General features: G+C 49.3%; 20 protein-coding genes. 14 read left to right on the forward strand and 6 right to left on the reverse strand.

What is annotated here, in order from left to right; genetic code table 11:
- Positions 1-128: 128 nt before the first annotated feature.
- The 8 genes from serA (at position 129) to ACJJIQ_RS18800 (ending at position 7,909) form a co-directional block, all read left to right on the forward strand.
- Positions 129-1,376, forward strand: coding sequence for a phosphoglycerate dehydrogenase (gene serA, locus ACJJIQ_RS18765; protein WP_282930886.1), 1,248 nt, complete (start codon positions 129-131; stop codon positions 1,374-1,376).
- Positions 1,377-1,576: 200 nt separating this feature from the next.
- The gene (gene rarD, locus ACJJIQ_RS18770; RefSeq protein WP_445362715.1) at positions 1,577-2,485 is read left to right on the forward strand and encodes an EamA family transporter RarD; all 909 of its coding nucleotides are present in this window, start codon (positions 1,577-1,579) and stop codon (positions 2,483-2,485) included.
- A gap of 51 nt (positions 2,486-2,536) precedes the next feature.
- Positions 2,537-3,613 (forward strand): sensor histidine kinase, encoded by a 1,077-nt coding sequence (locus tag ACJJIQ_RS18775; protein ID WP_413663650.1) that lies wholly within the window; start codon positions 2,537-2,539, stop codon positions 3,611-3,613.
- Entirely contained in the window at positions 3,610-4,392 is a 783-nt protein-coding gene (locus ACJJIQ_RS18780; RefSeq protein WP_413663651.1) for a LytR/AlgR family response regulator transcription factor, read from the forward strand. Before ACJJIQ_RS18775 ends, ACJJIQ_RS18780 begins: the two co-directional genes overlap by 4 nt.
- 138 nt (positions 4,393-4,530) lie before the next feature.
- On the forward strand, positions 4,531-4,980 hold the full coding sequence (locus tag ACJJIQ_RS18785) for a cupin domain-containing protein (protein WP_413663652.1): 450 nt from the start codon (positions 4,531-4,533) through the stop codon (positions 4,978-4,980).
- Between the two features lie 147 nt (positions 4,981-5,127).
- The gene (locus ACJJIQ_RS18790) at positions 5,128-6,300 is read left to right on the forward strand and encodes an MBL fold metallo-hydrolase (protein WP_444926161.1); all 1,173 of its coding nucleotides are present in this window, start codon (positions 5,128-5,130) and stop codon (positions 6,298-6,300) included.
- A gap of 440 nt (positions 6,301-6,740) precedes the next feature.
- Positions 6,741-7,472 carry a DUF4386 domain-containing protein gene (locus tag ACJJIQ_RS18795; RefSeq protein ID WP_445362716.1) on the forward strand — a complete coding sequence of 244 codons (732 nt, stop codon included), beginning with the start codon at positions 6,741-6,743 and terminating at the stop codon, positions 7,470-7,472.
- On the forward strand, positions 7,469-7,909 hold the full coding sequence (locus tag ACJJIQ_RS18800) for a DUF6326 family protein (protein WP_413663655.1): 441 nt from the start codon (positions 7,469-7,471) through the stop codon (positions 7,907-7,909). Before ACJJIQ_RS18795 ends, ACJJIQ_RS18800 begins: the two co-directional genes overlap by 4 nt.
- Positions 7,910-8,111: 202 nt before the next feature.
- Here the strand turns inward: ACJJIQ_RS18800 and ACJJIQ_RS18805 are convergent, their stop codons facing one another.
- The 3 genes from ACJJIQ_RS18805 to ACJJIQ_RS18815 all read right to left on the reverse strand — a co-directional run bounded on the left by ACJJIQ_RS18805 (position 8,112) and on the right by ACJJIQ_RS18815 (position 11,527).
- Positions 8,112-9,095 carry an alpha/beta hydrolase gene (locus ACJJIQ_RS18805; RefSeq protein WP_413663656.1) on the reverse strand — a complete coding sequence of 328 codons (984 nt, stop codon included), beginning with the start codon at positions 9,093-9,095 and terminating at the stop codon, positions 8,112-8,114.
- Between the two features lie 114 nt (positions 9,096-9,209).
- Positions 9,210-10,274: a class II fructose-bisphosphate aldolase gene (gene fba / locus ACJJIQ_RS18810; RefSeq protein ID WP_282930878.1), complete on the reverse strand. Its 1,065-nt coding sequence runs from the start codon at positions 10,272-10,274 to the stop codon at positions 9,210-9,212.
- A gap of 89 nt (positions 10,275-10,363) precedes the next feature.
- On the reverse strand, positions 10,364-11,527 hold the full coding sequence (locus ACJJIQ_RS18815; protein WP_413663657.1) for a phosphoglycerate kinase: 1,164 nt from the start codon (positions 11,525-11,527) through the stop codon (positions 10,364-10,366).
- Positions 11,528-12,117: 590 nt separating this feature from the next.
- Between ACJJIQ_RS18815 and ACJJIQ_RS18820 the strand changes: the two genes are divergently transcribed.
- Positions 12,118-12,516: a globin gene (locus ACJJIQ_RS18820; RefSeq protein WP_413663658.1), complete on the forward strand. Its 399-nt coding sequence runs from the start codon at positions 12,118-12,120 to the stop codon at positions 12,514-12,516.
- Between the two features lie 32 nt (positions 12,517-12,548).
- Here the strand turns inward: ACJJIQ_RS18820 and ACJJIQ_RS18825 are convergent, their stop codons facing one another.
- Positions 12,549-12,713, reverse strand: a complete 165-nt coding sequence (locus ACJJIQ_RS18825) for a hypothetical protein (RefSeq protein WP_445362717.1) — start codon at positions 12,711-12,713, stop codon at positions 12,549-12,551.
- Between the two features lie 151 nt (positions 12,714-12,864).
- Here ACJJIQ_RS18825 and ACJJIQ_RS18830 point away from each other — a divergent pair, with 151 nt between their 5' ends.
- Together ACJJIQ_RS18830 and ACJJIQ_RS18835 are read left to right on the forward strand one after the other, a co-directional pair.
- A complete protein-coding gene (locus tag ACJJIQ_RS18830) occupies positions 12,865-15,588 on the forward strand; it encodes a M16 family metallopeptidase (RefSeq protein ID WP_445362718.1) in 2,724 nt (907 codons plus the stop codon).
- Positions 15,589-16,101: 513 nt separating this feature from the next.
- Positions 16,102-17,604 (forward strand): S8 family serine peptidase, encoded by a 1,503-nt coding sequence (locus ACJJIQ_RS18835; RefSeq protein WP_445362719.1) that lies wholly within the window; start codon positions 16,102-16,104, stop codon positions 17,602-17,604.
- Between the two features lie 127 nt (positions 17,605-17,731).
- Here the strand turns inward: ACJJIQ_RS18835 and ACJJIQ_RS18840 are convergent, their stop codons facing one another.
- Positions 17,732-18,715, reverse strand: a complete 984-nt coding sequence (locus tag ACJJIQ_RS18840) for a LysR family transcriptional regulator (RefSeq protein ID WP_444926165.1) — start codon at positions 18,713-18,715, stop codon at positions 17,732-17,734.
- A gap of 171 nt (positions 18,716-18,886) precedes the next feature.
- On the opposite strand from ACJJIQ_RS18840, the gene ACJJIQ_RS18845 reads away from it, so the two are divergent.
- From ACJJIQ_RS18845 to ACJJIQ_RS18855, 3 genes are all read left to right on the forward strand, one after another.
- Positions 18,887-19,180, forward strand: a complete 294-nt coding sequence (locus tag ACJJIQ_RS18845; RefSeq protein ID WP_444940497.1) for a putative quinol monooxygenase — start codon at positions 18,887-18,889, stop codon at positions 19,178-19,180.
- 317 nt (positions 19,181-19,497) lie between these two features.
- Complete coding sequence (locus tag ACJJIQ_RS18850; protein WP_108734840.1) at positions 19,498-19,728, forward strand: DUF350 domain-containing protein; 231 nt, start codon at positions 19,498-19,500, stop codon at positions 19,726-19,728.
- Positions 19,729-19,732: 4 nt separating this feature from the next.
- Positions 19,733-20,569 carry a transglutaminase domain-containing protein gene (locus ACJJIQ_RS18855; RefSeq protein ID WP_445362720.1) on the forward strand — a complete coding sequence of 279 codons (837 nt, stop codon included), beginning with the start codon at positions 19,733-19,735 and terminating at the stop codon, positions 20,567-20,569.
- A gap of 50 nt (positions 20,570-20,619) precedes the next feature.
- Here the strand turns inward: ACJJIQ_RS18855 and ACJJIQ_RS18860 are convergent, their stop codons facing one another.
- Positions 20,620-23,013, reverse strand: coding sequence for a zinc-dependent metalloprotease (locus ACJJIQ_RS18860; protein WP_445362721.1), 2,394 nt, complete (start codon positions 23,011-23,013; stop codon positions 20,620-20,622).
- Positions 23,014-23,080 lie beyond the last annotated feature (67 nt).

Below are 23,080 nucleotides of genomic sequence, written 5' to 3' on the forward strand. Positions count from 1 at the left end.
AGAAATTTCGAATAAAGCCTTGGAGGCTGCATGTGCTATGATCGCGCCTTCGCCAAAATTGCGGCACCCCCGAAGAAGTGATCTAAGCACTTTGCACCTGTTATTCGCACTCAGTGAAGAGATAGTTTATGGCTGCGCACAGTTCCGATCAAAAGAAGTCCCTGCAAAAAGATAAAATCCGCATCCTGTTGCTGGAAGGCGTACACCAGTCCGCCGTCGACTTACTCAGCTCCCGAGGCTACACCAATGTGGAGTACCTCAAGACCTCCCTGCCTGAAGATCAATTGATCGAGAAAATTGCCGATGCGCACTTTATCGGTATTCGCTCGCGTACCCAGTTAACCCGCAAAGTATTGGAACATGCGTCCAAACTGGTAGCCGTAGGCTGTTTTTGCATCGGCACCAATCAGGTGGATTTACAGGCGGCGACGGAACTGGGTATCGCGGTATTTAATGCGCCCTACTCCAACACTCGCAGCGTTGCCGAGCTGATTATTGCAGAAACTATTTTCATGCTGCGCGGTATTCCAGAGAAAAACGCAGTGTGTCATCGCGGCGGTTGGCAGAAGTCAGCGGTGGGCTCATATGAGGCCCGGGGCAAAACCCTGGGCATTATCGGCTACGGTGCTATCGGCTCCCAGGTTTCTGTTATGGCCGAAGCTATCGGGATGCGAGTCAGGTTCTACGATGTGATTACCAAGTTGCCGCTGGGCAATGCCACCCAAGTAAACTCACTTCCGGAATTGTTGGCAGAATCCGATGTGGTCTCCTTGCACGTACCAGAGTTGCCTTCCACCAAAATGATGATGGGCGCCGAGCAGATCGCGCAGATGAAGCCCGGCAGTATTCTCCTCAACGCCTCTCGCGGCACGGTGGTAGATATTGATGCCCTGGCAGAGGCTCTGAAGAGCAATCACCTGGCCGGTGCGGCGATCGATGTCTTCCCGGTTGAGCCCCGTGGCAACAGCGACGAATTCGTCTCTCCCCTACGCGGAATCGACAAGGCGCTGCTGACCCCTCACGTAGGTGGCTCCACTGTGGAGGCACAGGAGAATATCGGTACAGAAGTATCGGAGAAACTCGCTCACTACTCCGATAACGGCACCACCACCAGTTCTGTGAACTTCCCGGAAGTGGCACTGCCCGGTCACCTGGATACCCACCGCCTACTGCATATTCACAAGAATGTGCCCGGTGTACTGAGCGCTATCAACCAGGTGTTCTCAGAAAATGCCATCAATATCTCCGCACAGTTCCTGCAAACCAATGAGACAGTGGGCTATGTAGTGATCGATGTGGACGCAGAGTATTCTGATCTGGCACTGGAAAAATTGAAGAGTATCCCCGGCACCCTGCGCTGCCGCGTGCTTTTCTAAGCCTTTCGGTCGTTGGCGGGTACCCACAAATACCCGCCAACTACACGCCAATCGGAGCCTTCCTCGCGGTAAAAAAGATTGATCCCCCCCGGCCACCGCTTCTACAATGGCCAGACCTATTCTTTTGCTTCAGGCCCAGGTGACCACATCCACGTGCCACCCCTGAACCAAAGCCAGAGTTATCCACAGCAGGTGCTCCCTTGCGTAGTAATGATTCCGCCTCAACCGGCCTTCTCGCCGGGATTTCCGCCTTCCTCATTTGGGGGCTGGCGCCACTGTACTTCAATAAATTACAGGATATTCCCGCTGCGGAGATCCTCGCCCACCGCAGTATCTGGTCGCTGGTACTCGCTATTGGTATTCTGCTGATTGTACGCAAAATGCCGGACTTTCTGGCAACCCTGCGCGACGGCAAGAAGATGCGGATGCTGGCCCTGACCACGGTATTGATCGGCGGCAACTGGCTGGTGTTTATCTGGGCGATCAATAATGGCCACTTGCTCGAGGGCAGCCTGGGTTACTACATCAATCCACTGATCAATATTTTGCTGGGGGTCCTGTTCCTGGGGGAGAAGTTGCGGCGACTGCAATGGATCGCTGTGGCACTGGCAGCTACCGGCATTGCCTATGAGCTTTGGCAGTTTGGTCGCATACCGATCATTGCCCTGTTCCTGGCCTGCTCCTTTGCGCTATACGGTTTGGCCCGCAAGCAGGCCCCTGTGGAAAGCCTTACCGGCCTCGCGGTAGAAACTCTCTTTATATTGCCAGTGGCCGTGATCTACCTGTTTTGGAGCAGCAGTCCCACCAGCAACTTGCTGAACAACAGCTTGGAGTTAAACAGCTTACTGCTCTTTGCCGGCCCCATTACCCTGGTTCCCCTGCTGCTGTTCACGATTGCCGCGCGCAGGCTCAACTTATCCACACTGGGCTTCCTGCAATACATCGGCCCCACACTGATGCTCGTGGTCGCCACCCAGGTATTGGGCGAGTCTTTCAGCGAAGAAAAGCTCACCACCTTTATGTTTGTCTGGCTGGGGCTAGCGCTCTACTCTGTCGATGCACTGGCACAGCGTAGAAAGCTGCATCTACAAGGTAAAGCAGCGCTTTAACGGTAAAACCTGTGTAAGAATGGCCGCTGAAATTAACCGAAGGCGGCCATCATGAATTACTCGCCGACAGCCAACCCACCTCAAGTGCGACTGCTACCCAGCAGGCAGCGGTCGCTGACTGTTTTACTCGCTACTCTGCTTTGGACCCTGCTACTCAGCTTCGGCTGGAAAGGTGCTTATACAGAGCTCCTACTGCAAACCAGCACAGCTGCCATATCAGCACTGGTTACTTTTTGCCTGTTCGAGCAATGGCCGCGCAACTTGCCTCAACGATTACCTCGCTGGGTAATACAGGTGGTGGGTGTGGCAATCTCTATTCCACTGACATTGCTGATCCTGTCCCCTGCCTTGACAGAACCGGGGGCACTTCCACTTTGGCAGGACCACAGCCGACACTGGAGTTTTCTCCTGATAGCGGTGACCGGCATGTTATTCGGGCCCTGGCTCGCTATGTCTGCGCTGTTGCGCCAGCGGGATATTGCTGTACGAGAGCAGGCGCAACTTTTTGAGCGGCAGCGGGGAGCCCTGGAGCACCAGGCGCTCAATGCGCGGCTGCGTTTATTGCAATCCCAGGTGGCCCCACACTTCTTATTTAATACACTCGCCAATGTGCAAGAGCTGGTAGAGTCTTCATCCCCTCAGGCACCCGCACTACTGAACAACCTGATTGCCTACCTGCGCGCCGCAGTACCGAAACTTGAGTCGGAGCAAAGTACCGTCGGGCAAGAGCTTACTCTGGTGCAGGCTTACCTGGGCCTGATGCAAATGCGTATGCCGGATCGCCTGGAATTTTCTATCAAGGCTGGTGAGGAGGTGCGAAGTCAGTCTTGCCTGCCCATGTCTCTGATGTCACTGGTTGAAAATGCCGTCCGCCATGGCATAGACCCCAGTGAGGAAGGGGGACGTATCGATATTGAAATAAAACTGGAAAGGGGCCTCTGTATTGCCACAGTCACCGATAGCGGTATCGGCATCCAGGACAATTCCAACAGTCTCGGGACAGGGTTGGCAACTTTGAGAGAGCGGCTACAACTCACCTATGGCGATAGTGCAGGCTTGCGTTTGATCGGCCAACAGCCCACGGGTCTTTGTGCCGAATTGGTATTCCCCGCCGAGGAGCAAATATGAGTGCCACGCCCACTACCGCCCTAGTAGCTGACGACGAACCACTACTGCGCCAGTCTTTGATCCGCAAACTCAAAAGTGTTTGGCCGGAGCTAAAGGTTGTTGCGGAGGCCCGCAATGGTCGTGAAGCCGTAGAACTATTTGAAGAAAAACAGCCCGATATCTGTTTTCTGGATATCCATATGCCGGGTAAGTCCGGTATTGAGGCAGCCCAGAGTATCGGGCGTCGGGCCCATTTAGTTTTCGTTACCGCATACGACAACTACGCCGTGGAAGCTTTTAGGCAGGGTGCACTGGACTACCTGGTAAAACCGGTAGAGATTGAGCGGCTCGCCGATACCGCCGAGCGGCTTAGGGAAAGGCTCAGCAGTTGCAAACCCGTCAGTCATCAACAGGAGTTACTCGAGCAATTAGCGAGACAGCTTCAATCCAAGGAAGACAAACCATACCTGCGTTGGATTCACGCTTCCATAGGCCAGCAATTGCGGATGATACCGGTAGAAGATGTGCACTATTTGCGTTCAGATGAGAAGTATACCCTGGTAGCCTGGAGCGAATCCGGCAACAACAATCTGGAGGCCTGTATTCGCACACCATTAAAGGATCTAACCCACCAACTTGACCCCGAACTCTTTGCCCAGGTTCATCGCTCTGTTGTCGTCAATTTAAAGGCCATCCGCCACGTAATAAGGGACGGAGATACCGCTCAAATTACCCTGCTAAATAGGGAGGAAATACTCCCCGTAAGCCGGCGTTACCTGCATCTATTCCGCCAAATGTAATCAGTTTGTTAGTAGGGGGCATTTGAAAGCCAATTTTTTCTCCGATGTTGGTCCGTAGAGATTTTCGCGAATTTATTGGACAGCATTAATTCTTGAACAAGAATTACATAAATCTCCATAAGATTGCCGGAAAGTTCAATGAGCCGCCACCTCCTTTTCCTTGCCATTCTGACACTTACATTTATCTCGGAAAATATATTTGGCCAGGACAAAACCAACGACGTAAAGTTTGAAACACTAGTTTCCTCTACAAAGGACTGGGAAGGACATTCCCTACCAAAAATGAAACCGGGGCAACCGGAATTAACGATTGTTAGCGTTACTATTCCGGTGGGCGAACAGATGCCCGTACACAAGCATCCAGTGCTAAACGGTGTCTATGTAGCAGAGGGCACTTTAACCATTGTACTCCCAGGACAGAAGGAAACGCTTACTCTGGGGGCGGGTAAGGCATTTATCGAAGTTACCGATAAATGGCATTATGGGCGCAATGATGGTGATACTCCGGTAACTATTATTCTCTTTTACTCGGGCCTGGAAGGACAGCCAACCACCGTCTATAAAAATCCTGATGACAAACTAAGTTAATAGCAGCCTAAATCCTGATCCTTTACAAGGCCTGAGTCCACGTCATCTACAGACTTGACCAAAATTTTTAATCATCTTTTTGTACGTTTAAAAATGTCTGCATATCCTTGGTATGTATTTTCCGTACTGACTGGAATCTATAAAACCATGCGACTGATCGTTGATATATTTGCCACTCTTGCCCTCGGGGTGTTTTTCGCGATTTCAAGCCTGGCCGAGCAGCCTGAATCTCTGAAGCGTTACCCACCTTATGTGGAAGATGATGGCAAAATGCACATCTACTTTTGTGGAACTGGCACGCCAGATCCGGCCTATCAATACTTGCGCCATCCCGCCTGCGTTGCTATTCGCAGCAGTGGGAAACTATTCCTCGTCGATGCCGGCGAAGGAGCTACAGCAAGAATTGGCCAGCTCGGCCTTAATCTCGCCCAGCTGGACCCCATTTTTATTACCCACTGGCACTCGGATCACTTTGGTGGTTTGGCCATGGTGATCAACGAGTCCTGGTTTGTTGGTGCCGACTCGCCTATTAATGTCTACGGACCCTACGGCATCCATCGCATTTTGGATGGAATTAACAAGAGTTTTGGGCCGGACATCCTTTTTCGATCGGCAAATAGGCAGGGAATTCTCGATCCAGTCCTAGCGGTCGCCACTCCCCACCTAGTGAATATTGCCGGGGATCAAAGCGAGGTCGTACAAGATGTGTGGCACCACAGGGATACTTATGTCTCTGTGTTTGCCGTACATCACGAACCGGTTTTTCCCGCATTTGGTTACGAGATACGTTTTGGCCCCTGTAAAGTCATCATTACTGGTGATACCCATGTTTTCGATGCGCTAGAGCCAATTGAACGGGATGCCGATCTACTGATTTCTGAGGCTCTCAGCTATGCCCAATACATCAGCAAGCTGAAGCAAACCGGGGATAACCGTCGCGCTCGTTTGCGATATGAGAAGGCAAATCAAATTATCCACTACCATTCCAATACTCTGGACATTGCCAAGATGGCAACCAAAGCGGGAGTAAAATCGGTTGCCTTAACACACCTAATACCACCCCCCGTTACTGAAGCTGACAAGATCGGCTTTATTAAGGGAATGCGTAAATTCTATTCGGGCCCAATTCGGGTAATGGATGACCTGGATGAAATTGTGCTATCGGACAATGGACAGGGTACCTGTAAGGTTGAATACCCTACTAACAAAGTTCCCACAAGTGCAAAACAGACTTCGGAGAAAAGTGATAAACCCCGCAAGAAGCCAGCCTCCACACCGAGTCCCTCCGAATCCAAGAAAGCCAGTCAACAACCCGATTAACAGCAGGCTAAACAGTGTGAGCCGCATACGGTTGGTGGCTCACAAAGCTTCTGGATGGCCATACCATTCCAAATCACTTATCTCACTATTCCGCACTTCAAACCACGCTTTCCGCAGCCTATGCCTAGCTGGGTAGCGCACAACTCAATATTCCAATAGGTTTCTTTGCATACAGTGACTCTAAAGAGACCACCATGGCGTCAATAGCTAGTACCGCACACCCAATAGTCTCAGTACCGTTAGCGATACAGAATCTTTACCTCTATTCACAACGGAACAACACCATAAGTACGTCTTTGCTGACCATATTCTTCTTATGAAATTCCAGCTGATTACCGTGGTTGGAATTTCATCGCAGTCCCCTTTATATAGGTACCGCGACTAGGACCTAACCGACTATTGGCTCTCTATCTGTCAATTTGATTTTACAAGGATATAAAATGACTCAAAAAGAATATGCCAGACTTTCTGGGCTTATTTATTTACTTACTATATTGTTGGGAATATTTTCTTTAGTATATGTGCCTTCTAAAATTCCCACAGCGTGGGAAAATGCATCATTAACAGCGCAAAACATCCTGGAATATGAATTTCTATATAGATTAGGAATTTTAGGCGGGATACTTCTCTATATACTATTTTCAATACTGCCACTAGCTTTATATCACACATTTGCACCTGTAAATAGAGGATGTGCGTTGTTAATGGTTATTTTTGCTCTCACCAGTATTCCATTTACTCTACTCAATATAGTTAACAAAGTTGATGCTCTCACACTTCTTAGCGGAGCAGAATATCTCCTAACTTTTGAAAAAGAACAAATTTATACCCAGGTATTATTGTTATTAAAATCGTATAGTAACGGAATCCAAATAATCCATGTTCTCTGGGGATTATGGTTACTTCCTTTCGGATACCTGGTCTACAAATCAAACTTACTACCAAAAATACTGGGCATACTGTTAATGGCAGGATGCCTTAGCTATTTAGTAAGGTTCTGCACAAATTTACTTTTCCCTGAATATCAAATCCCCGCTTTTATTAGAGTACCCGCCTCTCTAGGGGAGATCGGAACCTGTCTATGGTTACTAATTATGGGCATTAGAACTCCACCAACTATTACCGAATCAAATCAAAAGTTATCTACCAGTAAGATCGAGGGAATGTCATGAACGATAAAGACAACTTAAAGAGCACATCGACCAAGCTCACTGACAGTCATATAGATGTTAAGATTAAAATAGCCGGGCTATGGGCTTCAGTAGTACTACTTTACATCTATGGGGATTTCTTTGGGCTATTTAGGACAGGAAAAATAGATAGAATAATTGAGGGGTTCGGGCCATTTGGAGCGGTCACACAAGAGTCACTACTTACTGTATCAATCATTGTGTCACTCCCCTGTATTATGGTTGCCCTTACTTTATTACTTAAACCATCTATCTCTCGCTGGATAAATATTATTACATCCTCAGCTTTCATTATTTTCTTATTTGTAACATTTTTAATGTCCACCTGGTATTTCTACTTCTATCTGGGATTTATCGAGATTATTCTCAAATTAGCTATTATTTGGCTGGCTTGGCGCTGGCCTCATGAGGAGTATTAATAGAGTTTTTGACCAAAGGAGAAGGAAAGAACATATTGTACTTGGGCACCGCCGCATAAGGCATGGATGGCGTCTTCGACCTTATCGGGGAAATTTACAGAGCGTTCATTTCTTCTAACTAAGTAGATTCGCTAAGGCTTTCCGAGTGAAAAGTGCAGGTCAAAACTCTGCGAGTTGAGCGATACAAGTTATCGCTCACAGCCTATTTGGTTAACCACTCATCCATCGCCGCTAATATTTGATGGCGATAAGGTTGGGTTTCGTTAATCATCTGGTGCCGGGCACCGCGTATCAATACCCGGTGGCAATTGGGAAAACGATTCCGAACAGCATGAAGACCATAACGCCAATCAACGGTTTTATCATCCGTTCCCTGAACCAAAAGGATCGGGCGCGGGTTGCGTGCCGTGCGGGGAAATGTCTGCAACCAATCCACCATCGCCCTGAGCCAGCTCATAGAGATTGATTGAGATTGAAGGGGGTCCCTGAGTGCCTGACGTCGAGAAAACTCCACATCGTGGGTATTAATCGTAAAGGCCCGGCCGGGTTCGCGGATAAACAGGCGGCCCACATAATATTTCCAGCGATTTAGCCAGGCCCAGTTTGACGGCCTTACCAAGGGAGCCAACAAAAAGACCTTATCCAGAGGCTGCCAGCGGCTGTATTGCAGATGGGCCAGTAGTGCAGCGCCACCGGTGCTCTGGCCCATTGCATGCCAGGGCCCGGGCAACTTATTTCGCGCAATTTCCAACAGTCCATCAAACGCCTGGCGGTATTGCAGGAAAGTATGGATAGCAACACGCTCACCACTGGATAAACCATGTCCGGGGAAATCAAAAATCACTACATTGAGATCCCGCTCCAAGCCAAAGCGGATTGCCGGGCCATAAATACCCGTATGATCAAAATAGCCGTGGCAAATAAACAAGGTGCCCTTGGGTTTCTCGACCATCCAATACTGTGAAACCAGTTCAAATCCGGCAACTTTAAAAGTGCCTACCCCGGTCTTATGGGCTCGGGGAAAATGCAAATCGTAAAAATTACGATAATCCCGCAGCTCTTTGCACAGAGGGGTTTCGTCAGCGCCGAAATCCAGTTCAGGCAACTTCTGACGCAATGCCGAGTAGTCCGGGCGCTTTATTACCGGACTATTATCGTAGGTGCTGAGGTCTTGCAAAGTATCCATTAGTGCAATGGTACTGCATTTTGGCGGTAGGGGTAGTGATATCGTAGCGGGAAAGACAACCTGAAAAGAAAAAGGTGGGCATAGAGCCCACCTCTTCGCAACAGTGGAAGACTGTTACTTGATTTGCGGCTCCAGCTCACCGGCAGCGTAGCGTTCGCTCATAACATCGAGGCTAACAGGGCGAATCTTGCTGGCATTACCAGCAGTGCCAAACGCCTCATAACGAGCGATACAGATTTCCTTCATCGCCTGCATAGCGGCTTTGTAGAACTTACGCGGGTCAAACTCAGATGGGTTCTGAGCCAGGAAGCGACGTGTGGCACCAGTCGAGGCCAAGCGCAGGTCGGTATCGATATTGACCTTGCGCACACCGTACTTGATACCTTCACAGATCTGCTCAACAGGAACGCCGTAGGTTTCCGGGATCTCACCACCAAACTCATTGATTACAGCCAGCCACTCCTGGGGTACAGAAGAGGAACCGTGCATTACCAGGTGGGTGCCAGGAATACGAGCGTGAATCTCTTTGATACGGTCGATGGCCAGGATGTCCCCGGTGGGCGGACGAGTAAACTTGTAAGCACCGTGGCTGGTACCACAGGCAATTGCCAGGGCATCCACCTTGGTTTTCTGTACGAAGTCAGCGGCCTCTTCCGGATCGGTCAGCAGCTGGTCGTGGGACAGCTTGCCCTCAGCGCCAACACCATCTTCCTCTCCCGCCATACCAGTTTCCAGGGAACCCAGGCAGCCCAGCTCACCTTCAACAGAAACACCACAGGCGTGGGCCATATCCACCGCGCGCTTGGTGACATCTACGTTGTATTCGTAAGAAGCCGGGGTCTTGCCGTCTTCCTCAAGGGAGCCGTCCATCATCACTGAGCTAAAGCCCAGTTGGATAGAGCGCTGGCAAACGGCGGGGCTGGTGCCGTGATCCTGGTGCATAACTACCGGGATCTCAGGGAACTCCTCAATAGCCGCAAGAATAAGGTGGCGCAGGAAGGGAGCGCCGGCGTACTTGCGGGCGCCCGCAGAGGCTTGAACGATTACTGGAGAATCGGTCTCTTTGGCCGCTTCCATAATCGCACGCATCTGCTCTAGATTGTTTACATTAAATGCAGGTACACCGTAGCCATGCTCTGCGGCATGGTCCAACATTTGGCGCAGGCTGATAAGAGCCATAATTAATTCCTTTCTCGTCTACTCGTAGTATTTGAATTTTTGCTTTTATGACCTGCCTGCAAATTGCGACAGGCCTTATTTTTCGTTATTTAATCTTGTGCGCGGCTTTCCAGTATAGCGACCGCTGGAAGCTTCTTACCTTCAACATATTCAAGGAAGGCACCGCCACCCGTGGAGATATAGGAAACCTTGTCGGCAATGCCATACTTATCCACAGCTGCCAGAGTGTCGCCGCCACCAGCTATAGAAAACGCTGCGCTCTCGGCAATGGCTTTAGAGAGGTGCTCGGTACCGCCACCAAACTGGTCAAATTCAAACACGCCTACAGGACCATTCCAGATAATGGTTTTCGCACTGCTGAGAATTTCTTCCAGCTGCTCGGAGGATTTCGGACCGATATCAAAAATCATATCGTCTTCAACCACAGCATCGGCACTTTTGGTTTCTGCTGCAGCGGATTCACTGAATTCTTTACCTGTGACTACATCAGTTGGCACAGGGATATCACACTTCTGCATCAGGGCCTTGGCGGTATCTACCAGATCGTGCTCGCAAAGGGACTTGCCCACTGGCTTGCCGCTGGCTGCCAGGAAGGTATTGGCAATACCACCACCAACAATCAGCTGATCGACTTTGTCAGCCAGGCTTTCGAGTACCGTCAATTTTGTAGAAACTTTGGAACCACCAACAATAGCAACCAACGGGCGCGCCGGTTCAGCCAGGGCTTTCTCCAATGCGTCCAGCTCAGCAGCCAACAGAGGACCGGCACATGCAACCGGGGCAAATTTAGCCACACCATGGGTGGAAGCCTGGGCCCGGTGGGCAGTACCAAAGGCATCCATCACGAAGATATCGCACAACTGGGCATAGGCCTTTGCCAGAGACTCATCGTCCTTCTTTTCACCACTGTTGAAACGTACATTTTCCAGCAGGGCAACTTCCCCATCGGCCAGCTCAACGCCATCGCGCCACTCTTTGACCAGCGCCACATCACGGCCCAACAGCTCACCCAGGTGTGCAGCTACAGGGGCCAGGGAGAATTCTTCCGCGTACTCCCCCTCTGTAGGGCGCCCCAGGTGGGACATCAACAGCACTTTAGCCCCGGCTTCGATAGCGGCTTTTATCGTCGGTAGTGCCGCGCGAATACGTGCATCGGAAGTTACACGACCGTCCTTAACCGGTACATTCAGGTCCTCACGGATAAGTAAGCGCTTACCAGCGAGATCGAGATCTGCCATCAGTTTGACCGCCATTAGCCAATCCTCTTCTACTTCGATTAACTGAAAAATGTGGGCGGCGATTATATCAACTGGAACCTATCGATGCCGATATTAAAAACAGGGGAATACGTTGTTATAACAGCCAATCTACGCATTATTAGCGCAGTTGTTACTGTCTTCTGGGTCATATAATCAGTTGTAGTCGATGCTTATCGCCCTTGACTTGCGCTGTAAGCGAGCAATCACTCCCATTTAAGATGACACCTGGAGCCAATTTTCAAACAGCTTTATCGCAACGTTAGATTTCCTCACGAGCCTGCCGCAATCGCTCCGCTATTTAAGTAGCTATAAGGGTCCATACATATGCTCTGGGGCTCACGATCGGCATCTAGCGATGAGGTGTAAGCTGATTTGAACCCAGAGTGACAATGGCGATTTAGTAATTCGCCGATTGAGAACTACTTTTTAATTACGCCAGATAACACGCATTTACAGTCAAATTACTCTTCCCGCACCCAAGCTCGATCGATAGAATCGCCGCCCCCTTCCAAAATGCACATTAATCACAGAGGCCGCTCAATAGTAAAAACTAAGGGTGGCCAACATAAGAGGTAACCAAAACGATGCAACCAACGGATAGTGATATCGTTTTTCAAAGCTATGGACGCTGTTGCAATAAAGAACAGTTTTTTGTGGATTTTTATGATCGCTTTATGGGAAGTTCTACAGATATTCGCCAGCTCTTTGCCAATACAGATATGAAAGCCCAGCGCCATCTTTTACGTAACGGCATTATGCAGCTAGTGCTTTATTCACGCGGCATGCCAGACACCAAGCTGCGCGCTCTGGGTAAAAGTCACGATCGCAACGGCTACAATATCCGCCCAGAATGGTATCGCCTCTGGCTCGACGCCCTACTCGCCACCATTAGGCAGCACGACGAGGAATACTCGCCAGAAGTTGACGCTGCCTGGAATCGAGCAATCCTTCCGGGTATTGAAATCATACGCCAAGCCTACTGAGTCGTACGCCCAAAAAGTACAACTTAAATTTGCTAAGCCCCAAGCCAGCCATTTATTATCAGACTTTCTGGCAACTTTTCTCTGCTTATATCAATGCAGGGTTTACCAATGCTGGTTTGGTGCTCCAAATCTAATTTAAAGGGAGCGCAAAGAAAATCACCTAATGCCAGTTTAGAAATATAAAAAATTAAAGCCATGGAACGATAACTCTCTCCTACAGGAAAAAGGGACAAGGAAACTATTATGAAAACGGCACGGAAGTACAGCATTCCATTAGCGCTAGCTATAGCGCTCTCAGCTTGCAGTGACGCTCCCCAAAATAATAAAAACCTCGAGGCCAAGAAAGATTTGTTTGCCTCCGAGAATTTAGAAAATAAGTTTGAGTCCCTAAAAATAGGTTATGAGAAATTTACTCTGCCCAACGGCCTGCGTGTAATCGTCCACGAGGATCGCAAGGCTCCTATTGTTTCCGTGGGCGTTTGGTACCACGTTGGCTCAAAAGATGAAAAACCTGGAAGAACAGGGTTTGCACATTTGTTTGAGCACCTGATGTTCAATGGTTCAGAAAACTATAATGATGAGTTTTTTAAACCGTTTGAACTAGCTGGTGCAACTGGCATGAATGGTACCACCTGGCTGGATCGCACAAATTACTTCGAAACAGTACCCACCAACGCCTTAGACATGGCCCTATGGATGGAATCTGACCGAATGGGTCATCTATTGGGCGCAATTACTCAAGAAAAACTCGATGAGCAACGTGGCGTTGTGCAGAATGAGAAGCGTCAGGGCCAGAACCAGCCCTATGGGAAAGTATGGGAGCGGATGCAGAAAGCAATTTATCCAGCTGGGCATCCCTACTCCTGGACCACCATCGGCTCAATGGAAGACCTGAATGCAGCTTCTCTTGAAGATGTTCACGAGTGGTTTAAACAGTATTACGGCGCAGCTAATACCGTACTAGTACTTGCCGGTGATATTGATGTAGAAACAGCAAAAGAAAAAGCAGCCCATTTTTTTGGCGACATTCCCTCCGGCCCTCCTCTTATCAAGAAAAAAGCGTGGATTGCCAAGCGAGATCAGTCCAGCCGTGAGCAGATGTTTGATCAAGTTGCTCAATCGCGTCTTTATAAAGTCTGGAATACCCCTAATCTAGCTCACGACGATGCTGGAGCTATTGCTCTGGCAGCAGCAGTTTTGGGGGATGGAAAAAACTCCCGACTCTACCAACGCCTCGTATACGAAGATCAAATCGCTACCAAAGTTAATATTGGGCTGCATGAATTTGAATTGTCTTCCATCTTCCCTATTGTTGCCGATGTAAAGCCCGGGGTTGAACTCGCAACAGTAGAGGCCGCCATTGAGGAAGAACTACAACGTTTTCTCAAGGAAGGGCCAAGCAAAGAGGAACTTGCAAGGGTTAATATGAGCCACTATGCATCCCAAGCACGCAACCTCGAGCAGGTAGGTGGCTGGGGCGGTAAGGGCGTAATTTTGGCTCGGGGTGAACTCTACCTCGACAATCCCAACGCTTACCTGGAAGCGTTAACCAAAATGCAAAACACCAGCCCTCAAAAGGTAAAAGAAGCCGCAGTAAAATGGCTTTCCAGTGGTGATTATAATCTGGAAGTACACCCTTTCCCCAAATACACTACTTCCGAGACTGGTGCAGATAGGTCTAAATTACCCGATACCGGTGAATTCCCCAGCATCCCATTTCCAGAATTACAGACCACGAAACTCTCTAACGGTCTAAAAGTGATACTTGCCCAACGCGACTCTGCGCCAGTAGTCGATATTCGCCTTATGTTTGATGCCGGTTACGCTGCAGACCAAGGTGCTAAATTGGGAACCTCTAGCTATGCCATGTCCATGCTAAAGGAAGGGACTACAAAATTAAGCTCCTTAGAGATTGATGCCAAAGCAGAAATGTTAGGGGCCAGAATCTCGGCTGGTTCGAACATTGATACTTCTTCTGTACGGCTCAACGCATTAAAAAACAATCTCGATAGCTCCATATCCTTGTTTGCCGATATCGTAATGCATCCAGCCTATTCCGATGAAGAGATTGCGCGGAAACGTGCTCGGTGGATAGCAGGAATCCAGCAGGAAAAAACCCAGCCGGTAAACATGGCTTTGCGGAATCTGCCACCTCTTTTATATGGTGAAGGACATGCTTATGCAGTTCCTCTCACCGGTTCGGGAACAGAAAGCTCTATCAGCTCCCTGAACCGTGAAGATCTGGTAAATTACCACAAAACCTGGATGCGCCCCGATAATGCCACTCTGGTTGCAGTCGGAGATATCAGCATGGGTGATCTGACAAAAAAATTAGAGCAGCACTTTGCGGATTGGAAAGCACCCGAAGAGCCGTTACCTACAAAGAATCTACAACAGGTTGCGCACCCAGAAAAAACCAGAATTTATCTAATTGATAAACCGGGAGCTGAACAGAGCATAATTATTGGCGGTCTCCTGGCTCCGTCGGAAACGATGCCACAGCGAGAAGCCTTACATATGATGAATGATATATTTGGAGGCACTTTTACCGCGCGAATTAATATGAATTTGCGGGAGGATAAGCACTGGGCTTATGGAGCCTATTCATTTATGACTGGGGCCAAAGGACAGCAACCGCTCTTAGTCTATGCACCAGTTCAAACGGACAAGACCAGTGAATCTTTAAAAGAGCTTTATAAAGAACTCCAAGCCTATGTCGGCGATTCTCCAGCAAAAGAAGACGAGCTGCAGAAAATTAAAGACAAGCGAATCAATGAATTACCCGGCCGTTTTGAAACAGTTCGAGCTGTATCAGGAGCTATTTCTGGAATGGTTACCTACGATCGACCTTTGAATTATATGGAAGGTTATGCAAATGAAGTTCGCAATGTCGATCTACCTTCGATCCATTCACTTGCTCGAGATACCTTAAAGGTTGATCAATTTACCTGGATTATCGTTGGAGACAAAACCAAGATAAAAGATAAAATTGGTAAACTTGGTATGGGATCAGTTACCGAGTTCAAAGTAGATAAGGATTTATCTGGCGCAACTTCGACTGAAGAGGGATAAAAGCTAGCGATAGCGGCCAGCCTGTACTCTCATGTATGACTGGCCGCCTTATATCGTTCCAAACGGATGAATACCGATGAAAAATAGAAACACACCTTAATGCTACTCATCTAGTCAACAATAATTGACATGCTGCATTCAAACTAGAATTCTTTGCTCCAACTCACAATTTCCATTATTAGGTATCAAGATGACTCTCGGAGCTTCAACTTTAAAACCCCAATAACTCCCCACAGAAATAGAAGCAGCCTAAAAATCTAGCAAACAAAAAATAAAAGCTACGACCACACTTAAAAAAAATTAAAAACATCCTTAAAAAGATAAAAATAAAACAAAATATAAATTCAATAAGAAAACAAAAACAACAGCAGTCAAAAAATAATTATTCATACGACAAGAAAAGCCTGATAAATTCCCCTCTTCGACGCTCAAGTAAATATCAACAACTAAAAAACTTGAAATTAGAACGTCGACAAAAGCAACAATAAACATAGAAACCTTCAGGAGCATCCAATGAATAAATCCTTGTCTGTATTTGCAGCCAGCATTTTAGCGCTCGCCGTGACCGGCAACGCCACTGCTGAGGACAAGCGTTATATCGTGACTTTCAAGCAGGGAAAAGGCGAATCCGTTAAGTCCTTTATGAAGAAGAGAGGCGGAAGACAGGCTGTTGAAATACGCCGCCAGAATGCGATGGCAGCACATATGTCTGCAACAACCCTAAAAGAAATGCGCTCGAACCCGGATGTTGCTTTTATTGAAGAAGACGTTAAGCGGTATCCGATGTCCCAGGAAACCCCCTACGGGATTACCATGGTGCAGGCAGATCAACTAGGTGATACTCAGGCCGGCAACCGCACAGTCTGTATTATTGATTCCGGCTACGACCTGGTTCACGAAGATTTGTCCGGAAACGCCGTCACTGGTACCAGTGACCCAAGCGGCGCAGGTAACTGGTATGAAGATCAAAGCGGTCACGGTACCCATGTGGCCGGCACTATCGCTGCGATGAATAATGGTACCGGTGTCGTTGGCGTGATGCCCAGCAGTAATATTAACCTGCATATTGTAAAAGTGTTTGATGGCGACGGCTGGGCCTACTCCTCCTCTCTGATGGCAGCTGCAGAGGTTTGTGCCGACAATGGTGCCAACGTCATCAATATGAGTCTGGGCGGTGAAAGTGCCAACTTCCTCGAAAGACGAACTTTTAACAACCTAAATCGCCAGGGAATCCTGTCCATCGCGGCAGCCGGAAACGACGGCAACACCGCGCACTCCTATCCAGCCTCATACTCTTCCGTTGTATCCGTCGGTGCTATCGATAGCGATAAAGCTATCTGGTCCTCCTCTCAGCAGACTGACCAGGTAGAACTTTCCGCCCCCGGAGTACAGGTTCTATCTTCTGTTCCCACTGATACTGGCAGAATCTCTAGCTTAACCGTCGGCAGTGTTGACATCGAATCAGCCCCAATATCAGGCACCCCAGCTGGTGCAATCACCGGTTCAATGGAAGACTGTGGTACGGCTGAATCCGCTTGCACCAGTGCAGCGGGTAAGATTTGCCTAATTGCGAGAGGCAATATCAGCTTTGCGGAGAAAGTTTTAAATTGTGAGTCCGGTGGTGGTATCGGAGCGATTATTTACAACAATGAAGAGGGATTACTCTCCAGCGCAACCCTGAGCGATACTGTAACCACTATTCCCTCGGTTGGTATCTCTGACACTGACGGTGCAACTCTGCTCACGCAGCTGAGTGCCAGCGTAGATTTGGAAAATGAGGCTACAAGCTACGAATATTTCAATGGCACTTCCATGGCTACCCCACACGTTGCCGGTGTTGCCGCATTGGTATGGAGCCACTTCCCCAACTGTAGCAATACAGAGATCCGCAACGCCCTTACGGCCACAGCGGAAGATCTCGGTGATGCGGGAAGAGATAATGCTTACGGCTACGGCCTCGTCCAGGCAAAAGCAGCCTATGACTACCTGGATACCTACGGCTGCTCCGGCTCCTGATCCCATTCGGATTAACTAGGGCTTAAATAAGAAAGGGGAGCAAAGCTCCCCTTTCCTTTGCCAGAACCGAGAAAAACCTGTTGAGAGTTTTTATAGATAGCCACAGGGTTAAGAAACTATTTGGGACTCAAGATATATCCACCCCCGTACTGAAATCGCTCTCAGAGAGTAATCCCTCAGCGAGCAGCTGCTTTAAAACCCCCGAACACCGTTCTCTCAAAGTGTCGCGCACTAATCGTACCGTCGGTGTTATTGACTGCCTCCCCGGAGATACCAACCATAGCTCCGTTGCCTTGGGTTTATAGTCTCGCATAGTGGCCACTACCTGACCGGAAAGTAAATCCGCAGACATATCCAGACATGACTTAATGGCAAGTCCATAGCCAGAGGTACACCAACGTCGCACCAGGTCACCGTCATTTGACGACCTGTTCCCAGACATACGTATCTTGTATATCTCTTCGCCCCGAAAAAATTCCCAATTATTGTGCACAATCTCGTGAAGCTGATAAAAAAGGCCATTATGTGCGGAGAGATCCTCCGGTGTTTTCGGGGAACCCTTTTCCTGTAAGTAGGCCGGGGTTGCACACAATAAACGGGGCACGTCACAAATCTTAAAACCATACAGGTTGGCATCCGCTGGGGGGCCGTAGCGCAACGCGATATCCACAGGATCCCGGTAAAAGTCCACTTGGCTATCACTGATATTCACCCTTAGACTCAGCCCCGGGTGTTCCTGCAACAATTGATCTAACCAAGGAGTTACGAGGTTCCTTCCCAGGTCCGAGGATGCACCTATGCGAAGCTCGCCATCTATCTGACCGCTGTCTTCCTTGAGATTTTGCCGGGCGAGGTCCAAAGTCAGGAGGGCCTCCTCACATTTGGGAATAAACCTTTCCCCAGCACTGGATAGCCGCAATTGCCGCGTCGTGCGAATAAACAAGTCCGCTCCTAGCGCGCTCTCCACACGCTTGATCGCTGCGCTGGCAGTTGCAGTGCGTAAGTCGAGACTGGCGGCGGCCGCAGTGATACTGCGAAACTCGGCCACTTTAAGAATGACCCTCAAGTCTTCAAGCTGCATATTTTCAATATATTTTTGATAAAGATTCAAAGATTATAGTGTTTCTAGCGATGCAATCTAGATCTAGAATGACTTCATCAGCTCGACATCCCAGTCCTTACCCAGGAGACAGCTAAGCTGTTCACTAGGTCTCCTCTGAAAGGATCAAGGAAAAGAGTACAAACCTTAATCCAACACATATTGAAACAAAGAGGCGTTCACATGAGCAGGCTCACTATCGTTGCCAACATTAAAGCCAAGGCCGAAAAAATTGACCTGGTGAAATCTGAATTGTTAAAACTCATTAATACAACACGAGCAGAAGCTGGTTGCATTAATTACAACCTTCATCAAGACAATGACAATCCTGCACACTTCCTGTTTTATGAAAATTGGGAAACTCGCGATCTGTGGCAAACCCACATGAACAATAAGCACCTGGAAGACTATATGAAGGCAACCGAGGGCGCCGTTGAAGAGTTTGTATTGAATGAAATGACCGAGATTGATAACTAATCAAACTCGGTGTGTTATCCAGGTTCCCGCCTGGATAACACCGAGCTAATAAATACACTTCTTCAAAAGGCTTTCCCGATAAATTAAGCGTAAAAGCCCTTCGACGGAGCAACTCTTCGTCTAGAGCTATTCCCCAATTGCAACCCAGCCAAATAAAATACTAATCAACAAGTCCGGATTGCCAATTAAGGTTGATAATCACCTGTAAATTAAGCTGTCGGTTTATCTGGGTCGGTCATCCTTTGCACTCAATCAGGCCCTATGCTTAAATTATTCCATTAACAGTCACTAATAGTCATAATTAGCCTGAAGGATTTATGGAACTGGAATTTTTAACGGCAACCCTGTTTAACCTGGGTATTAACCTGATTTATACGCTGCTAGCGTTATTTATTGGTATCACCGCACTGATTACCATTGATAAGAAACTGCTTCGCTCTGTAGATATCGAAGGCGAGCTAAAAAATGGCAATATCGCCGTATCTATATTTGCATCAACCATATTGATATTTGTTGCCATCATTATTTCGTTTGGCCTCAAGGGATAGCACTATGCGCAAGTGGCTGGCTATCACACTAATACTTTCCCTCGCACTGATCACCCCTGAACTTGTACGGCGAGCGAATACACAGGAGCCGCCAACTAAAAGCACACCGGAAATCCCCCTTTCCGATAATTTACGGAGCTTTGGTAGCAGCGGCAGTCAGTTAGCCAGTATTGTGGACTCACAACAAGGTGTAGTGCGAGTGGTGGGTACCCGCTATCCGCTGGAAGAAAAAACCATCCAGAAAGTAGTCGACAAACGCTCACTGGAAGAGAGCGCTAATGTCTCAGTGTGGAACTGGCAGGGAATTGAGGCGGCGACAGCGTCCGCCCGGGGACTGGACCAGCAACACCACTTTGCCAACAGCTACCTGGTGGGGTTCAAGCCCTTTAAGACTCAACAGCTTTGGGTGCCTCTTTATACACTGGCTATGAATAAAGAGTACCAATACGATCACCTGCAATACGCCGGTTTGTCAGACATTTGGCAAACATCCCGGCAGGCCTATTACCAAAAGCGTGGTGACTGTGAAGACCACGCTATTTTACTGGCAGATTGGCTGATCGAATTGGGAGTTGATGCGCGGGTGGCACTCGGAACCCATAAAGGTCAGGGTCACGCCTGGGTAGTGGCCATCTTGAACGATCAAGAGTACCTGCTGGAGGCAACCAGCAAACGTCGCCAGACCAGCTGGCAAGCCATGCCCCTGGCAGCGCTGGCGGAGGGTTACGATGCGGAATTTCAGTTTAACCGCCACTTTTTCTGGGCGAAGAAAAACCCAACACCCACTCGACAATACCGAGGCAATCACTGGGTAAAGAAATCCCAGTTTATTCGCGGTTAATGCCCAAAGGGGGTGAGCGTTTACAGCCACCCCCTTTTATCCATTTCAGATCAGATCGGAGACCCTGGCGGCAATGCTTTAACCGCACCAGGTTTTACTTCCAGCTTACCCTGCTTAAAGGCATCGATGCGCTGTGCCTCATAGTAATAGTGCGCACTATAGCCCTCAGGATCATCGCCAAACAGCCGCATAGAACCAATTTCCTGAAGAAGTTTTGCCAGCTCCAAATGCGCTTTGGCCCGCACTGATTCGTCTGCCTTTGCATTACTGGCCAGTAACATCAACTGCTCGATATAGGCGTGATTAATCCGCTGGTGCACACTCGCCTGCAGACCGGTATAACCCTCACCCTGCAGAGCCAGTGCGCTCAAACGCTGCAATAGGCTAGCAAACCCCGGTACCTCACTGCTGCGGGCACTCTGTTGATTCATTCGCGCCGCGCGCTGCGGGTCCATCAGGATTGATAGCGTATGCCCAGCAGCCGCTTCCGCCAGAGCCACCCCATCAAAAGCTACCCCTGTATATGAGGGGAAGCTCTCGATAGTACGTTCGTAGCCATAGGACTTGGGCGGAATCAGCTGCAAGACCTGCTCCGGCAAGGTGAGAAACTGCGGCGAAAGTGTATCCAACAGTGCATCAATTGCCCGCTGTTGTCGCTCTGCGGGCACCAGGGTATAGCTATTCTGATCAGTACCGTTGTAGACATAGTCATAGTCCAAACCACCAATCAATTTGCCCACAGCCTCCGCCTGGTAGCGATGACCGTAGTACACAGGCACCAGGGTCTCTTCCAGGTCAGAGCGGGGCGCGGATAACGGCGCTGCCGCCGCAGAGAAGTTATCCAGGGCATGACGCCTCAAGTCGACCATCCGCTGGAATTCCATCAATGGGTCGGTGCCGTTGTCCCAAAGGTGTGAGACTGCGTGAGCATTATTGATGGTGCGGGAGTCCGGGTCTGAAATAAAGCGCAGCTCTTGTTCCCCGGCCTCAGCGATAACACTGTCGAGATAACTTTTTTCATCATCGCTCTCGCCATAGCCGTAGCGAACCGCCAACTTATCCCAACTGCCGATGCCAGTGGCGTAGGCATCTGTCAGGTCCAACTTACCTCCCAGCAGAGAGACCAGCGGAGCCGGGTAATCCATTACTGAAGCGCGCTCTTCGCTACTGGCAGCAAAGTTGTGCGCCAGCCCCAGGGTGTGGCCTACTTCGTGAGCGGATAGCTGGCGGATACGGGCCAGGGCCATATTCTTTAGCTGCTCAGTACTGACGGTGTCGCCGCGGTAGGGCTGTACAAGCCCTTGAGCAATCAGAAAGTCCTGGCGAACACGCAGGGACCCCAAGGTAACATTGCCTTTTAGAATTTCGCCGGTGCGGGGATCGTAAACCGAATAACCGTAGGACCAACCGCGAGTGGAGCGGTGTACCCAATTAATCACGTTATAGCGAACATCCAAAGGATCGACGCCCTCCGGCAGAATCTCTACGCGAAACGCATTTTTAAATCCTGCTGCAGCGAATGCCTGGTCCCACCAGCTCGCCCCTTCGATCAGGGCGCTGCGCACCGGCTCAGGCACTCCAGAATCTACGTAGTAAACAATCGGCTCCACAACCTCATCGCTACCCGCCTTCTTCTCCAGTCGATGACGGTAGATATAACGCTGGTCCAGGGGCTCTTCAATCGCTGTAGCGTAATCTCGATAAGCGAACGGGAAGTAGCCGCTGCGGCTGTGAAAACGGCGGGGCTCATAGTCGTTATCTGGCAATTCAATCAGGGAGATATGCTGGCGCAGGGACACCAATGTAGGGGTCGGAACCACTTCGCGCAGATAGTTTCCCGGAGCTGATCCAGCAAAAGTTAACTGGGCCTCAAACTCACTGTTCTTGGGAAAGTTTTTTGTGCGGGGCAGATAAACTGCTGACTTGCTCTTATCCACACTGTAACTGCCCTGCTCTGCGCCCTTGAGACGTGTAGCAATGCCGTGCTGATCGCTCAACAGGAAGGACGTAAAGTCCACCAGTATTGCCTTATCGCTCTGAGCAAGCACCTTGAAGCCCCAGAGTACGGACGAAGCGAAAGCTTCCTCAACCGCGCGGCGCTCAGCCGCATTTGCTGATTGGGCACGGTATTTCAGATTCACCTGATGCAGTAATACCTTATTACCCGAATGCTGGAACTTCACCAAGCGGCTCTCACCCACTTGGTTCCGATCCAGGCCCACCGGGTTTGAACCCAGTCCCTGGGCCAGCCCGGTGAGCAAGAGCAACTCGCGCTCAAACTCATCGATCTCCAGCAACACCCGGCCGTTAGCCTCGTCCCAGTAAAAGTCGTGGAAGCCGCTGTGCCTATGCATGCCTGCGGTGTACTCCGCGATGCTCCCGGCCTGTGCCATTGTGCTGACTATCAAGAAGCACAGTGCGGCAATGTGCCTGCTTATGGACATTGAATACCCTCAATTTATTAAGTGTTATGGGCTAAAAATACAGAATACCCGCTGGAACATCCACGCT

Source organism: Microbulbifer maximicatervae (SeqCode), from assembly GCF_052468295.1.

Coding starts and splice junctions, on each gene's coding strand:
- serA (WP_282930886.1), top strand. CDS start 129: ATGGCTGCGCACAGTTCCGATCAAAAGAAGTCCCTGCAAAAAGATAAA.
- ACJJIQ_RS18775 (WP_413663650.1), top strand. CDS start 2,537: ATGAATTACTCGCCGACAGCCAACCCACCTCAAGTGCGACTGCTACCC.
- ACJJIQ_RS18780 (WP_413663651.1), top strand. CDS start 3,610: ATGAGTGCCACGCCCACTACCGCCCTAGTAGCTGACGACGAACCACTA.
- ACJJIQ_RS18785 (WP_413663652.1), top strand. CDS start 4,531: ATGAGCCGCCACCTCCTTTTCCTTGCCATTCTGACACTTACATTTATC.
- ACJJIQ_RS18790 (WP_444926161.1), top strand. CDS start 5,128: ATGCGACTGATCGTTGATATATTTGCCACTCTTGCCCTCGGGGTGTTT.
- ACJJIQ_RS18795 (WP_445362716.1), top strand. CDS start 6,741: ATGACTCAAAAAGAATATGCCAGACTTTCTGGGCTTATTTATTTACTT.
- ACJJIQ_RS18800 (WP_413663655.1), top strand. CDS start 7,469: ATGAACGATAAAGACAACTTAAAGAGCACATCGACCAAGCTCACTGAC.
- ACJJIQ_RS18805 (WP_413663656.1), bottom strand. CDS start 9,095: ATGGATACTTTGCAAGACCTCAGCACCTACGATAATAGTCCGGTAATA.
- fba (WP_282930878.1), bottom strand. CDS start 10,274: ATGGCTCTTATCAGCCTGCGCCAAATGTTGGACCATGCCGCAGAGCAT.
- ACJJIQ_RS18815 (WP_413663657.1), bottom strand. CDS start 11,527: ATGGCGGTCAAACTGATGGCAGATCTCGATCTCGCTGGTAAGCGCTTA.
- ACJJIQ_RS18820 (WP_413663658.1), top strand. CDS start 12,118: ATGCAACCAACGGATAGTGATATCGTTTTTCAAAGCTATGGACGCTGT.
- ACJJIQ_RS18825 (WP_445362717.1), bottom strand. CDS start 12,713: ATGGCTTTAATTTTTTATATTTCTAAACTGGCATTAGGTGATTTTCTT.
- ACJJIQ_RS18835 (WP_445362719.1), top strand. CDS start 16,102: ATGAATAAATCCTTGTCTGTATTTGCAGCCAGCATTTTAGCGCTCGCC.
- ACJJIQ_RS18845 (WP_444940497.1), top strand. CDS start 18,887: ATGAGCAGGCTCACTATCGTTGCCAACATTAAAGCCAAGGCCGAAAAA.
- ACJJIQ_RS18850 (WP_108734840.1), top strand. CDS start 19,498: ATGGAACTGGAATTTTTAACGGCAACCCTGTTTAACCTGGGTATTAAC.
- ACJJIQ_RS18855 (WP_445362720.1), top strand. CDS start 19,733: ATGCGCAAGTGGCTGGCTATCACACTAATACTTTCCCTCGCACTGATC.
- ACJJIQ_RS18860 (WP_445362721.1), bottom strand. CDS start 23,013: ATGTCCATAAGCAGGCACATTGCCGCACTGTGCTTCTTGATAGTCAGC.